The organism is Paenibacillus sp. FSL L8-0470 (assembly GCF_038008625.1).
In the GTDB taxonomy this organism is placed as follows: Bacteria; Bacillota; Bacilli; order Paenibacillales; family Paenibacillaceae; genus Paenibacillus_AQ.
The window spans coordinates 7,228,252-7,242,193 of the sequence record NZ_JBBOZM010000001.1 but is presented as its reverse complement, the minus strand read 5'-3'; the positions used below and the strand labels follow the sequence as shown (position 1 = coordinate 7,242,193).

The 13,942-nt window shown below is 50.2% G+C and carries 12 protein-coding genes; 4 read left to right on the top strand and 8 right to left on the bottom strand.

The window, feature by feature from the left end:
• Window positions 1-145 precede the first annotated feature (145 nt).
• From NST99_RS33025 to NST99_RS33005, 5 genes are all read right to left on the bottom strand, one after another.
• Window positions 146-1,672: a response regulator gene (locus NST99_RS33025; protein ID WP_341097824.1), complete on the bottom strand. Its 1,527-nt coding sequence runs from the start codon at window positions 1,670-1,672 to the stop codon at window positions 146-148.
• Window positions 1,673-1,684: 12 nt separating this feature from the next.
• Window positions 1,685-3,526: a sensor histidine kinase gene (locus NST99_RS33020; RefSeq protein WP_341097381.1), complete on the bottom strand. Its 1,842-nt coding sequence runs from the start codon at window positions 3,524-3,526 to the stop codon at window positions 1,685-1,687.
• A gap of 135 nt (window positions 3,527-3,661) precedes the next feature.
• Entirely contained in the window at window positions 3,662-5,329 is a 1,668-nt protein-coding gene (locus NST99_RS33015; RefSeq protein ID WP_341097380.1) for an extracellular solute-binding protein, read from the bottom strand.
• Window positions 5,330-5,379: 50 nt separating this feature from the next.
• On the bottom strand, window positions 5,380-6,204 hold the full coding sequence (locus tag NST99_RS33010; protein ID WP_083675719.1) for a carbohydrate ABC transporter permease: 825 nt from the start codon (window positions 6,202-6,204) through the stop codon (window positions 5,380-5,382).
• A gap of 75 nt (window positions 6,205-6,279) precedes the next feature.
• Window positions 6,280-7,200: an ABC transporter permease gene (locus NST99_RS33005; RefSeq protein ID WP_038598111.1), complete on the bottom strand. Its 921-nt coding sequence runs from the start codon at window positions 7,198-7,200 to the stop codon at window positions 6,280-6,282.
• 153 nt (window positions 7,201-7,353) lie between these two features.
• Here NST99_RS33005 and NST99_RS33000 point away from each other — a divergent pair, with 153 nt between their 5' ends.
• A complete protein-coding gene (locus NST99_RS33000) occupies window positions 7,354-8,094 on the top strand; it encodes a glycoside hydrolase family 16 protein (protein WP_341097378.1) in 741 nt (246 codons plus the stop codon).
• A 102-nt stretch (window positions 8,095-8,196) separates the two neighbouring features.
• Here NST99_RS33000 and NST99_RS32995 read toward each other — a convergent pair whose 3' ends face one another.
• Together NST99_RS32995 and pdxR are read right to left on the bottom strand one after the other, a co-directional pair.
• Entirely contained in the window at window positions 8,197-8,436 is a 240-nt protein-coding gene (locus NST99_RS32995) for a hypothetical protein (RefSeq protein ID WP_341097376.1), read from the bottom strand.
• Window positions 8,437-8,745: 309 nt separating this feature from the next.
• Window positions 8,746-10,176 (bottom strand): MocR-like pyridoxine biosynthesis transcription factor PdxR, encoded by a 1,431-nt coding sequence (gene pdxR, locus NST99_RS32990; protein WP_341097374.1) that lies wholly within the window; start codon window positions 10,174-10,176, stop codon window positions 8,746-8,748.
• A gap of 223 nt (window positions 10,177-10,399) precedes the next feature.
• Between pdxR and NST99_RS32985 the strand changes: the two genes are divergently transcribed.
• Window positions 10,400-10,948, top strand: coding sequence for a pyridoxamine 5'-phosphate oxidase family protein (locus NST99_RS32985; protein WP_341097372.1), 549 nt, complete (start codon window positions 10,400-10,402; stop codon window positions 10,946-10,948).
• Between the two features lie 197 nt (window positions 10,949-11,145).
• Entirely contained in the window at window positions 11,146-11,907 is a 762-nt protein-coding gene (locus NST99_RS32980; protein WP_341097369.1) for a leucine-rich repeat domain-containing protein, read from the top strand.
• Window positions 11,908-12,080: 173 nt separating this feature from the next.
• Here NST99_RS32980 and NST99_RS32975 read toward each other — a convergent pair whose 3' ends face one another.
• A complete protein-coding gene (locus tag NST99_RS32975; RefSeq protein WP_341097368.1) occupies window positions 12,081-12,827 on the bottom strand; it encodes an SDR family oxidoreductase in 747 nt (248 codons plus the stop codon).
• Between the two features lie 155 nt (window positions 12,828-12,982).
• Here NST99_RS32975 and NST99_RS32970 point away from each other — a divergent pair, with 155 nt between their 5' ends.
• Window positions 12,983-13,906, top strand: coding sequence for an AraC family transcriptional regulator (locus tag NST99_RS32970; protein ID WP_341097366.1), 924 nt, complete (start codon window positions 12,983-12,985; stop codon window positions 13,904-13,906).
• Window positions 13,907-13,942 lie beyond the last annotated feature (36 nt).

Sequence of the window (13,942 nt, the reverse complement as noted above, 5' to 3'; positions counted from 1 at the left end):
TAGAAAACGCTTTCAGATTAATACATCTATATTCTAACTAATGGAATAATTCGGTTAAAGGTACAGGATTTTATATGAAGTCCCATTATTTTAGTTTTAGACAGGATGAACCCCAAAAATCCCCCATAAAGGGGGATCGGTACACTTATTTCCGCCGGATCATCTGTCTGTATTCCGTGGGCTGCATGCCCATCACTTCGCGGAAGGCCCGGGTGAAGCTTTTGTAGCTTTCATACCCGACCAGCGGCGTGATCTCGACGATTTTATATTCCGTCTCGGCCAGCAGCCGCCGGGCTTTATCCAGCCGCACATCACGCAAGTATTCGGCAAATCCTTTACCGACATTCTTTTTGAACAGGTTGGAGAAATAAGCGTAGTTCAGCGATACATGGTTGGAAACCATGGCGAGATCAAGCGGCTTGTGGTAATTTTCGTGGATGAAGCGGATCGCTTCGTTCAGGTCCTGTGAGTTACGGTAGCTGCACTTAAACTCGTAATAGAAATGGTTGAGACGCAGCATCTGATGCTGCAGCGCCTGAATATAATCACGGATACCAGGATAGTCATACAGGTTACGCAGCGATTCAATATCGAGCGCATCCTCCCCCATGTAAGGGCGTATCACCCACTCGTACTCCTCCAGCATCTGCACCACAGCCCGGCATAACCGGTCGGTATATTGAATGTGATAACGCTGCAGCACATCTTTGTGAAAAAGCATCGAAATGCCCTCGGCGATTTTGCCGTCGTTGTTAGCTCCAATGAAACGGAACAAAGCGTACAGCTCTTCATGGGGAAGCTGCCACTGCTGCATAAGCCCCGCGATGTTCTCCGGCAGCATGCAGCGCAGCTCGGGGAATAAATAGCTGTGCCGGTATAACTCCTGGACCTCGGTGTAGGCGCAGGGAAGCGTCTTTAACCCTTGCTGCGGCCCGGTCATGACGGCTGTAGCGCTAATCTGTGCGGTCTTGAGAGCGGCGGGCAGCTTGCCGGTAGGAACAGAGGCATCAACGGCTAATATCAGGTGCGGCCGGTGCTGAAGGCAGATGCAGCCCTCACTGCCATACACGCGGTAGGCGATGGATTCCATGCTGTGGGCGCTGCTTACACACGGCTGGTTAATCCGCCGCTCCTCGCGCAGCAGGCAGAGCCGGTAGCTGCGCCATAGCTCCGCATTTTGCTGCTCCGTCTCGCCCACCCACACTTCATCGCTTGCCGAGCCCTGCATGTATAGGCTGAGTTCCTTGCGGTCCGTCTCCCGGGCGAGCCGGGATAGCTGCTCCATGTTGTGCGAAAGCGTCTGCCGGGTCCGGATTTCCTGCCACACATGCTCAACCGAGGCTTGCAGATCCTCGCGGTTCACCGGCTTGAGCAAATAGCCCTTCGCCCCCAGTTCGATCGCCTTCTGGGCGTAAGCGAAATCGCCGTATCCGCTAATGATCAGGTAATCAGCTGTGATGTGCTCTTCCCGTGCGTGCGCCATCAGCGTCAGTCCGTCCATATCGGGCATGCGGATATCGGTAATGACGAGCTGGATGCTGTTCTGGCGAAGCAGCTGCAGCGCTTCAATGCCATTCCCTGCGCAGTAAATGCTGTCCGGCTGGAGCGGGAATTGGCGCACCATAGCCTGCAGGCCGTCGCGGATATGCTTCTGATCGTCCACAATCAGCATATTGATCAACTTTTACCATCCCCCCAGATTGACTTGTTCCCAAGGCAACCGTATCGTGACGCATGTATAGGCGCCCGGTATGCTATCAATGGAAAGGCCGCTGCCCTTGCCGTAGTGCAGCTGCAGCCGTTTGTGCACATTCTCTAATCCTAGGCCATTTTGGCTGGCGACAATCGGGTTATCCGACTCATCCTCCAGCGCCTCTTGCAGAGTGCTGAGCGTCTGAGAATTGATGCCGGCTCCGTTGTCGCGGATTTCGATCAGAAGCATGAGGTTGTTCTCTACGGTTACGTTAATTTCGATGCTCACGCTGCCTCCCGGGGGTGCCGCATGATGCACGGCGTTCTCCACAATGGGCTGCATGCACATTTTCGGAATGGGGTAGCGCAGCACTTCAGGCAGAAGGTCCGCCTGCAGCTCGAAGCTGCTGCCTTCCATAAAGTTAATGAAGCGGATATAGCTCTGAATATTGGCTAACTCATCCCCGAGACTGACGGTATCGCCCCGCCACTGCATGCTGTAACGCAGCAGCGAACCGAGTGACACCAACGCCCCGGCGATAGCCGGCTGCCGCTCCACTTCCGCATGCATCCGGATCGACTCCAGTGCGTTGTACAGGAAGTGGGAATTAATCTGCGAATGGAGTGAATGGAGCTGTGCGTTTTTGGCGATCAGCTGCTTATCAATGACCTGGGTCATCAGGCGCTGGATTTCATCAAGCATGTTGTTGTAGCTGACGGCGACATAGTCGATTTCATCACCGGGTTCATTGTCTCCAAGACCTGTATGGATCTTGGCATCAAGCTGGCCTCTGCGCACCTTGCGCATGGAAGCCAGTACCATCTCCAGACGGCGGAAAATGCGCCGGGTCATATATGAAACTAACAGCAGCATCATCAGCAGCACGCAGGATGTAATGGCCACGACGAGCAGGTACCAGCTTCGCGGCCCCTTCATCAGATCATGGCGGGAAGCGATATCAATGACATAGGCATCCAGCGGCGCGATGTAACGGTATAGCGCATAGTAGGTCTGATCACCGGCCCGGACCTCGACGGGATTGTTATGCTGCAGTACATCGAGTTGCCCGTGAACGCGGGTAAGGATATCATTCAGCTGCCCGCCTGCGTCCAGGGCAAAAGCATGAGAGGTATTATAAATATGGCGTGAAGGAATGGTTCCATCCATTACAACGGAGAAGAAATTACCACCTGTCTCCTCCTCCAAAAGATTGCTGAAAAAGACGCTGTGCCGGGTCCGGATTTCCATGAGGGTAGGCCGCTTGTACTGTTGTCCCTGAAGGCGCACCAATCTGTAGTAGGATAACGTATGCTCCCCGTCCTGAAGGGAGAACAAGCGGTAAGCGGCTCCGTTCTCTTCACGCAGTGACATCCAGTAGTCCTGCGGCCAGAACCGGTCGTAATGATAGATTTCCGGCCAGATCTCGTACAGGTTCGGGTTATCGACATAGAAGCTTAGCTCGCTAACCATGTCGTAGCTTTGAATAATATTATGCATTTGCTCGTATTGATTCTGCCTGAACTTGACGAGCCGCAGACCGTCGGCCCGCATATCGGAATGAATGAAGTCAACAAATGCTTTCTGTGTAAGAGCTGTTGAGGAAGCGTTCTCAAGTATATCCATGCGGCTGCGCAGCTGTTCCTCCAGGCGCGAGACGTGGCTGCTGCCGGTGGCCATGGCGTCCTTGTAGAGCTGGGTTTCCTGCGCCCGGATAAACAGGAAGGATACCACAATGGCAGGGATGGCAATCATCAGGCTGAAAGCCAGAAATAATTTTTGCGATATACGGGAATTGCGGTAAAGCTTCCTTATTTTCATCCATACAGCCTTCATTCCCATACCTCCCTACATTTGTAATATACCATGGATTACAAACCTTCAGGCAGGTAAACAGGAGAATGAGCGAACTTGCTGAAACCCCTGCGTAAGCAGGCAAGACCGGCTGCCCTCAGGCAGCCGGCAGTGCTGTTAATCGGCCATTTTCGCTTTCCGCACATCCAGCTCGGCCTGGCGGAACTCCATTACCTGCTGGAAGCCGTAACTGTCACGGCGCTCAAGGAAGCTTGCGAAGATTTTGTCAAACGCAGCCTCATCCTTGGCTGTAATCAGCTCCGGCAGCACTTCCTCCCAGTTCTGTGAAATCCGTGACCAGGCTACTGCAACCTCGGAATCACCCAGCGGGTCCAGCCCCTTGTAAATGCCGCTGTCAATATCGGCCTGAGCGTTGGCGAAGTCCTCCATCTGCTTGATTACAGGTGCTTTCTCCGGTCTCCACTGGTTAACGATAACCGGGTTACGCATCATCCAGTACGTATCGAGCACGCCATACTGCTTCTCCAGCGTCTCAATATCGCTCTCAATCAGGTTCAGCATATCAGCCTTGAGCTGAGGCTTGCCATCCACCGTCTCCCATGTTTCGCCTTCTTTGCCGAGGAACAGATCGTGCTGCCCTTCTTCGCTGGAGAGATAGGTCAGGAAGCGGATGGCCCGTTCCGGATTTTTGGTCGACTTGCTGATCATTGTCACCATCCAGCCGTCCATATTGCCGGGGAACAGCTTGGCGCTGTCGCCGCTGCTGTTCTGCGGTCCATCCACAGCGATATAATACGAATCGGGATTGGTGCCGGCAGCCAGCATCGGATTCACGGCCGTCATGCCGGACCATTCGCGGATCATCATGAAATAGCGAGCGTTATTCGTTTTCTCCTCCACCTGCGTATCGGAATCCACCAGGAAGTCTACGTTGATCAGCCCGCGCTCGTAAGCGGTGCGGAAGGTTTTCAGCCAGGCAATATATTCGGGATCGGTTACGCGGTCATATACTTTTCCGTCCTTCTCGTGCGGTATAGCTAACAGATTATGCAGATATTCAGTCATGCCGTATGGCACATTGCCTTGGGCGAAGAAGGGGCTCATCGGCTGGCCCTTATATTTGGAATATTTATCTTTAAACAGTTGCAGCGCGTTCAGAAAGCCCTCCGGGGTGCTGAGGTCTGGACTGCCCATTTCTTCATACAGGTCCTTCCGTACAAGGAACGTCTGATTGGCCGCCGTCATACCCGTTTCATGCATCAGATTCGGGCTGTAGGAGTCGTTCGGAATGCCATAGGTGTTGCCGTTTTCCTGCCGGTACCATTTCAGGGTCCCGTCGCCCGCCACCTTGTAGAAGTAAGGGTCATACTGATCTGCCAGTTCGTTTAAGGCATAGACATGGTCGCCTTCCCACAGTTTTTTGACAGCGGTTTCCCATGATCCCATGGAGATAAGGTCCGGCAGCTGGCCGGAGGTCATCATTAAGGTGATATGCTCGTTCGCTTCGCCGGAAGGGACTTCGAGCTTAACATTGACGCCTGTTTTCTCTGTAATGTACTTAGAGGTCAAGCTTTCGCCCCAGGAGTGGGCGTACCAGTTGGCACCAACGAACCAGGTTAAATCGATTGGACTCGTGTCCAGTTTCCATGCGGGCTCATCGGGATTCAGCGTTGCTTCGTTCTGCGGCGCTTGTGTGGAGTCTGCCGGCTGCGCAGTCGGGGCACTTTCATTATTGCCGGAATTGCCGCTGCACGCAGCCAGAGCCAGCGACAGCATCAAGGTCAGCATTATAGTCAGACTTCTTTTAACGGGTTTATGCTTCATAAGAAGATCATCCTTTCAGTTTTTGTAGGTTACTGATTAGGGAATCCGGTTTACCCCTTGATAGCGCCGATCATGACCCCTTTGACCAGATAACGCTGAATGAAGGGATAGAACACCAGAATCGGCAGGGTAGCCACCATCATGGAGGCGAACTTTATGGAGTTGCCGGGCAGCCTTGCCCCGAACTGGGCCATTGCCTGCTGCTGCATGAAGGACATGGAATTTTCGGCAATGATTTTGTACAAAATGGTCTGCAAAGGCAGAATCTCCTGCGAGCGGATATAGATAACGCCCTGATAATAATCGTTCCAGTGATAAACTGCGGAGAACAGCGAGATAGTAGCAATTACAGCCATGCTGTTAGGCAGTACAATCCGGAACAGCACGCCGTAATCTGATGCCCCGTCCACCTTGGCCGATTCCTCAAGACTATCCGGGATGGTGCGGAAAAAGCTCATAAAGATGACCATATTGAAAAAGCTGTACATGCCGGGAATGACAAATACCCAGAAGTTGTCGTACAGGCCCAGCTTCGTCATCAGGATAAACGTTGGAATGAGTCCGCCTGAGAAGAGCATGGTAATCAGGGCAATTTTCATATACAGCTTGCGGCCGATCAGCGTTGTCTTGCTCATGCCGTAAGCTATTATGGCGGTAAAAAAGACATGCGCAGCCGACCCGATTACGGTACGCAGGGTCGTAATTACGAACCCGTTCATCATTGTCTTGTCGTTAAATACGACGCTGTAGCTGGCCAGCGAGAACTGCTCCGGGAACCAGTTGACGGTGCCCAGCAACGCCTGCTCCGGCGCGTTAAGCGAGTTAATAAGCACGAACCACATCGGGTACAGCGTCAGAAAGCATACCCCCAGCATCAGGAGGGTGTTGCAGACCTCAAATACTCCGATGCCCCTTAGTCCTGAGCGTCTTTTCACCGGATGGCCCCCTTTCTAGAAAATGCCGTCGCCAGTCAATTTTTTGGATGTCTGGTTCGCCATAAACAGCAGCCCCAGCGCCACGATGGAACGGGCAAATAAAACGGCTGTTGAGAAAGAATGGCGCCCCGACACAAGTCCCATGTTATAGATATAGAGATCGAGACTCTCGGCCATCTTCATGTTCATATTGTTTTTTAACATAAAGATCTGCTCAAAGTTACTGCCGAGAATGCCGCTGACGGCGAGGATGAACAGAATAGCGATGGTCGGACGGATGCTCTGCACGGTAATGTGCCACATGCGCTGCCAGCGTCCCGCTCCGTCAAGCTCCGCGGCCTCGTACAGACCAGGATCGATGCCGGATATAGCCGCGATATAGATGATGGCGCTCCAGCCTGTTTCCTTCAGCGTATCGGTAAAAAAGGTAATCCACCAGAAATATTTCGGGTCGCTGTTAAAGAGAATTTCGCGGTTCTGCAGTCCGAGTGTCATCATCAGCTGGTTGACCACACCGCCTTCACCCAGCCAGTTGAGCGCGATGCCGCCGAAGATCGTCCAGGCGATAAAGTGCGGCAGGTACGAAATGGTCTGCACGGTGCGCTTAAAGCGCAGGCTGCGGATTTCGCCCAGCAGCAGAGCAAACAAAATCGGAATCGGAAATCCCAGCACAAGCTTGATGCTGCTCATCCCCAGCGTATTGCGGATCGAACGCCAGAACCGGTCGTCCGTCACAAAATCCTGAAAGTGCTTCAGCCCGACAAACGGCGACTCCAGCATAGGCTTCGCGATACTATAGTCCATAAAGCCGATAATGAGCCACAGCATCGGAAAATAACAAAAGATCAACATCCAGATGATTCCCGGAATGACCATACTTTGCATCTGCCACTGTCTAAAAAACGCTTTCATTTGTTTCGTTTGGAATTGAAACATGTCTCGTGTCCCCCCTTTCCTCTTCATCGTAAGAAAAAAGACCCAGGAAAAAAAGGGGCATGATTTTTGACCCTATCCCATTTTTTTGGATTCATTCGGACCGGGCGCTGAAATGCATTATGCTGTGATTAAATGGAAAGGAGCGTGTCATGGATGAGTAAGCTGATATGGGAGCAGGATTTTGTGAACGGCGGAGGTGATTTGAGTCTCTGGAACATCCGTATAGGCAACGATCTGCTTGATGATAACGACAATCCCATCTATGCCGGCTGGGGAAACGGCGAGCAGCAGTTCTATACGGATCACCCGAACAATCTCTATTTCGATGAGTACGGCTTAAACCTGCGAGCGTGCCTTGAAAAAGCCCAGCAGGAGGGGCGGAGCTTTGCGTATACGTCGGCCCGTTTGGATACAAGGAATCACTTCTCTTTCTGCTACGGTAAGCTTGTCATACGCGCCAAGCTGCCGGTAGGGCAAGGTCTATGGCCTGCCATCTGGCTGCTGCCGCAGAATCTGGCATACGGGCCTTGGCCAGCCTCGGGAGAGCTCGACATTCTGGAGGCCAAGGGCCGCCTGCCCCGGCAGATTGCCGGCACGCTGCACTACGGAAAGGACCTTGACAGCAAAGTGGTTGAGGAATTCACCCACGAGCTTGAAGACGGAACCATTAATGAGTTCCGCGATTATACGCTGGAATGGGATGCGGGTTCTATTCGCTGGCTGGTAGACGGGTACTGCTTCGCGCAGCGCCAGCTGGAGCCGGGTATGCCGTTTGACCAGCCCTTCTATCTGCTGCTTAATCTGGCTGTGGGCGGCTGGTACGACAACGTGGAGGTGGACGAGGCGGCGCTGCCCGGGCTGATGACGGTGGCGGGGGTTTGGCTGTATGCGTAGGATTGGAGCATCATTTTATAATTCTCTGGGCGGAAGAAAGGGCCATCTGCTAAAGGGTGGCCCAAACTTGCCTAGTAATGAACCGCCAGCCTGTCGTGCAGATTATCCCACACCATCACTTTCTAACAAGGAGTAAAAATTATCGCGGTCTTCGTTATCGAATTTGCCAAGCGTCCGCACCCTGACAAATTCATGTCCGCCATACATGTCTATTTCCTCGCCATACCTATTGTAGAGCGCGATCATATGACCATCCCGATTCAACTCCATGTATCCGTCACAATTTGCTTCAGGCACTTCACCGTGAAAAAGCGTGAATTTAATTTTAATCACTTTGTGCATGCAGATTCTCCTTTTCCCCAACAACCTGAAGAAAATTTTACGTGAAATCGGATGAATTGGAAAAAGTGATATCGCTCTCCATATTCGGAAATTCATCTATATTTCGAAAGTAAAAGGGGGGAATCCCCGCTACGCCGCTCATTCACACATTATCTCTTGACGGGACGAGATTAGGAGAGTATTATAACGTGCCGGTCAACTCTACAAGGTAAATCAATAAAAAGACTGACTTTTCAAGCGCCCCGGCACCGAATTGTCAGCCTAACGTTCATGAATACACTCAGAAGGCTGGGAATTGTGAACATGACCCTATAAAATCAGCTCCGCAAGACGATGGATTCCCTGCTCAATCGATGCTTCATCTACTTTTGCAAACCCCAACACCCATCCCTTCCTTTTGCTTTCCAGACAATAAGGTCCAAGAGGGTATACACGTATTCCCTGTTGAAGGGCTAACTTTGTCACGGTTTCTTCGTCGTATGATTCTTCAGCTTCAAGTAACATATGCAATCCTGTTTCTACTCCACTTAGTGTGAAGCGTTCCCCTAAACCGCTAGCCATAATAGCCTTTGTCATAGCTTCGTGTCTTCGCCGGTACACATTTCTGACTCTTCGCATATGGCGCATAAAATGTCCATTCTTAATGAAGTGGGTTAGTGTTAGCTGATCCATAATCGGAAGATGACGGTAAGTCAGCTCCTGTACCCTGGCTAGTTGAGCAATTGCCCGGGCAGATCCAACGATAGCCGAAATACGAATGCCTGGAGCAATCATTTTAGAAAAACTCATGAGGTACAAGGTATTATTAGATGCCTGACTAAAGAGCGTTGGAAGCGGGTCCCCACGATATCGAAATTCACTGTCATAATCGTCCTCAATGATCCAAAATTGTTCTTGCGCGGCCTTATGCAGCAGTTGTTGCCTGCGCGGCTCTGACATAACAACCCCGACTGCGCACTGGTGCGAAGGAGTCGTAAAGATCAGTTTGGATTGTGGATGAATACGGTCAACCACAAGACCGTGCGCATCAACGGGAACGGGCACCACATTCATACGCCGATAGTTCATCGCCATCCAGGAAGCTGGAAAACCGGGATCTTCTACACAGACAGTGTCCCCATCAGATAAAAGCGATTGTGCGATTAAGTCAATGCTATGCTGAGCTCCAGAGGTCAACAGAATCTGATTTGTTTGGATATGGATACCTCGTTCAAGTGATAAATAACGCTGAATTTGCTCACGTAATGGTGTGAAACCATAGGGGTTGCCGTAAGCCCAGCTTGATAAGTCCATTGCAGCGGATGCGTGGAGAAACGATTGCCGCCAGTTCTTTTGAAAATGTCCATCCAAATAAGGTTCGTGGGGACTAAAATCAATATCCGCTTCTCCATGTTCTTTGCCTCTGAACCAGTCCTGTAATTGATCGACCGCTGAGTTCAACAAGGGAAGTGAGGGAGGCAGAGGGCCATTTGCTATGATTTCCTTCGTTGACCCAGTAATTTGATTCCATTTACTAACCCGCGTTCCTCCTCTTCGGGATGTAACCGTATAGCCTCGGCTTAGCAATTCCTCATAGACGATCTGTATAGTTGAGCGAGAAACGCCTATCTGGTGAGCGAGTTCGCGGGAAGGAATCAGCAGTTCTCCTGGAGCCCAGATTCCACTTGTAATATTATGAATGGCTTGATCAAGCAATTGCTGCCAGATCGGTCTCTTATCATTACGAATTACTTTCATCATCGTGTATACCTCCAAATAGTAGCTCCAATCATAAAATATTAAGTAGTTATGGATTGCTCATAACCTTAATGTTTGGATCTTAAAAGGCACTCCATTCACTGATATACTACCGTAATAACGCTGGTATTTGCAATCTGAGTCGTTGCCGCACTCTAGAAGAGTATCGGAGTTCAAACTATTGGAGTGGGATGAATGTCTCATGAGTGAAAGGAGAGGTTTCGAAATGGATCCAGTTCGTTACAAGACCAGGGAATGCAAGGATCAGGAGAAAATTGAAAGCTTCCTGCAGCAAGCGAGAATAGGATATCTTGGGTTGGTTGATGGGCACCTCCCCTATGTTGTACCGCTAAACTATGTATGGTCTGAGGGGAAGCTCTATGTTCACGGGGCTGGCGATGGAAGACGTAATCAGGTCATGAGCAAAAATCCAGAGGTGTGTTTTACGGTATGTGAGGAATACGGGACCATTACGGATCCGGTACCTGCTAAAACGGATACGGCTTATATGAGCGTAATGATATTTGGACAAGCAGAGCCGATCACAGATTTGGACGAAGCCACTCATGTACTTCAGGGATTGATCAATAAATACGTACCCGCCTATTATAACCGCCCCTTGTCCAAGCAGCATGTGGACAAGTATAGGTCGGCTGTATTCGGCGGACCGGTTCAAGTTTACCGGGTAATCCCGCACCATATGACAGCAAAAGAAAGTCCTATTGAAGCAGGGAAAATGTATAGAACGGACACCAATGTCGGACGAGAGATTTAATGACAAGATAAGCTTTCATATTTCTTTAAATTTAGCGCGAATGCCCTATGACTATCTGATATAGTTTTAGGGCATTTTTTCGGTGTTGATTTTAATTTTTGATTGAATTCAACAGGTTAAGCTGAACATTTCTGCAGTGAAATCCGATAAAGGTAAGGAATGGCACTTATTCAATGTGCTTGAAAAGGAGAATGTATATGCCTACTAAGCTAATGAAAAATATCATCGTGATTTGTTTGGTTCTCGTATTCTTACCGGCAACATCCATTTGGGCCGCATCCGTCATTACGGACCCGGTTTTGGCGAAAGCCGTTCGCGCGGAATTAGAGCTGCCGGCTAAGAAAGAGCTGAAGGCAGTTGATTTGAAGAAGTTGGAATCTTTGTATCCTAGCGAATCTAAGGCTAAAATCACCAGTTTACAAGGTCTTGAATATGCGGTTAACATGGAGAGCATATTTCTGCCCGGCCAAAAGATAAAGAATATTAAACCGCTAAGCAAGTTGAAAAAGTTAACGTTCTTAGCAGTTGAGGAGAATCAGATTACTGATCTTTCACCGATTTCCGGGTTAAGTTCTCTAGAGAAGCTGGTTGTTGACGGTAACATGATAAAAAGTCTAGTGCCGTTAAAAAATCTAAATAAGCTGACCGATCTTCTTGCCAGCAACAATCAGGTGGAAGACCTAAGTCCCATTAAGAAATTGAAGTTAGAATGGCTCTTACTGAGCGGAAATAAAATTCAAGATTTGACGCCGTTACGAAATCATCCAACCTTGGAACATCTCTATCTAGACGATAACCTCATCCAGGATATTGAAGTGCTCGAAACGTTGCCCCAATTACAAGAAGTATCTTTGGCAAACAACCCGCTGAATGAGCAAGCGGAGCAGGTTATCCAAGAGCTGGAGAACAATGGTGTCATAGTAAATTTGGAAGATAACGGGGATACTCAGCCGGAATAGCTACTTAGATCTGAAGCGTATTTGCCTGAACCCGCAATGCGGCGTTGAAAATTCCACCGAAGAGATCTGGAAGTAATCGGGAACTTAAAGGGGGTGTACCAAGCCATTTGATGGCTTCTGGGACACCCCCTTCGTATTGAAACCAGGGGAATAGGTACCCATATCTATTTGCGTTACACTTGGGCGGTGGGACGGAGCACGATCTCGTTCACATCGATATCATCCGGTTGTTCTATTGCGTATGCAATTGCGCGGGCTACCGCGTCTGGCGTCATCGCCATTTTATCCCGGATGGCGGCGAGTTGGTCTCTCAATGCCGGGTCTGTCATGCCCTCCGTGAAATTAGTCTGTACAATACCGGGCGAAATGATGGTTACACGCAGCTTATCGCCAGCCTCTTGGCGCAGTCCCTCCGAGATGGCGCGTACGGCGAATTTTGTTCCGGAGTAGACCGACTGGTTCGGCACGGTCTTATGTCCTGCTGTAGAAGCAGTGTTCACGAAATGCCCGAAGCCTTGTTTGCGAAAAACAGGCAACGCTGCTGCAATGCCATACAAAACGCCTTTAATGTTGACGTCAATCATGTCCTCCCAATCTTCTACGCGCAGATCATCGAGAGGGGAAATAGGCATAACGCCAGCATTGCTGACGAGAACATCAAGCTTCCCGAACCGTTCGCAAGCCAATGTAACAAGTCTGCACAGATCCTCGCGCCGTCTCACGTCAGTGCTTGCATAAATAGCTTCGCCGCCTCTATTCGTAATGTTTGTCGCCAATGCTTCAAGGCGATCAACTCCGCGCGCCCCAAGCACGACCTTTGCTCCGCGCCCGGCAAGCAACAGTGCTGTCGCTTCTCCAATTCCGCTACTTGCACCCGTGATGACGACGACTTTGTTCTCCATTCTTCCTTCCAAGCTCATAGCTCAATCCTTCTTTCTTTGATCTATTGGCCTTGCAAGTACATTTTAAGTAAAATTCGATGGAAGCAGGTAGACCAATCCCGTCCAATTCTTGCCTAATCCTATTCGGTGTGGATATAATTAGCCATCAGCGTTGTGGAAAGGAAAGGTGAAGCATGCCCGATTTCGTCTCTCCCTCTAAGATTTCTGCTCATCTGCAAGAACTGATTCTTCTTATTCAACGTCACGCGCCTTCGGACGGAACACATGCTTCAGCGGTACCGGAACTTTGTTTCAGGCGCGCAAGCCAGGTGTCGGAGCCCAAGCATACGGTCAATATGCCCTCTCTGTACGTGGTCGCACAAGGTTCAAAGACAGCAACGCTGGCAGGGGAAAATTACGTGTACGATCCGACCACATACATGGTCACCTCGGTGCATCTGCCTGTAATCGGAAAAATCACTCAAGCCTCGCCGCTGCTTCCTTACCTAAGCCTTCAATTATCCATTAGTCCAGATGTCATTCTGGATATAATTCAGATGAGCAGCCCCCAATGGAACGGAAAGACGGGACGGGGTATACTGGTGAGCCAATCGGACTCACCGCTGCTTGATGGGCTGCTTCGGCTTGTCCGGCTTCTGGACACCCCTGAGGATATTGAGTTCCTAGCGCCGCTTATCACCCGCGAGATTCTTTATCGTGTGCTGAAAGGTGAGCAGGGAGCTTTAATCAGGCAATTTGCCATAGCCGGCAGCTATGCGTATAACATTTCCAAAGTGATCCATCTGATTAACCGCGATTACTCCAAGCCTCTTGTGATCGAAGAATTGGCGAACGAAGCGAACATGAGCCCTTCTTCTTTGCACAAGCATTTTAAAAAGGTAACGGCGATAAGCCCACTTCAGTATCAGAAGGCCATCCGGCTGCAGACAGCACGCCGCTTGCTGCTCTCAGAGGGATTAGAAGCCGCTGCTGCGGGCTTTCTCGTTGGTTACGAGAGCCCTTCGCAGTTCAGCCGGGAGTATAGCCGCATGTTTGGACGTTCCCCAATGAACGACGTTAAGCATCTGCGTAAGATCTTAAATGTTCCGGTTGATTGATATGCAACTTCACTCTTTAACCTATCTATTTACATT

Excerpts from the sequence above, each read along its gene's own strand:
- NST99_RS32970 (WP_341097366.1), top strand. The coding sequence starts at position 12,983 with ATGCCCGATTTCGTCTCTCCCTCTAAGATTTCTGCTCATCTGCAAGAA.
- NST99_RS33015 (WP_341097380.1), bottom strand. The coding sequence starts at position 5,329 with ATGAAGCATAAACCCGTTAAAAGAAGTCTGACTATAATGCTGACCTTG.
- NST99_RS32985 (WP_341097372.1), top strand. The coding sequence starts at position 10,400 with ATGGATCCAGTTCGTTACAAGACCAGGGAATGCAAGGATCAGGAGAAA.
- NST99_RS33005 (WP_038598111.1), bottom strand. The coding sequence starts at position 7,200 with ATGTTTCAATTCCAAACGAAACAAATGAAAGCGTTTTTTAGACAGTGG.
- NST99_RS33010 (WP_083675719.1), bottom strand. The coding sequence starts at position 6,204 with ATGCTGGGGGTATGCTTTCTGACGCTGTACCCGATGTGGTTCGTGCTT.
- pdxR (WP_341097374.1), bottom strand. The coding sequence starts at position 10,176 with ATGATGAAAGTAATTCGTAATGATAAGAGACCGATCTGGCAGCAATTG.
- NST99_RS33000 (WP_341097378.1), top strand. The coding sequence starts at position 7,354 with ATGAGTAAGCTGATATGGGAGCAGGATTTTGTGAACGGCGGAGGTGAT.
- NST99_RS32975 (WP_341097368.1), bottom strand. The coding sequence starts at position 12,827 with ATGAGCTTGGAAGGAAGAATGGAGAACAAAGTCGTCGTCATCACGGGT.
- NST99_RS32995 (WP_341097376.1), bottom strand. The coding sequence starts at position 8,436 with ATGCACAAAGTGATTAAAATTAAATTCACGCTTTTTCACGGTGAAGTG.
- NST99_RS33025 (WP_341097824.1), bottom strand. The coding sequence starts at position 1,672 with ATGCTGATTGTGGACGATCAGAAGCATATCCGCGACGGCCTGCAGGCT.
- NST99_RS32980 (WP_341097369.1), top strand. The coding sequence starts at position 11,146 with ATGCCTACTAAGCTAATGAAAAATATCATCGTGATTTGTTTGGTTCTC.
- NST99_RS33020 (WP_341097381.1), bottom strand. The coding sequence starts at position 3,526 with ATGAAGGCTGTATGGATGAAAATAAGGAAGCTTTACCGCAATTCCCGT.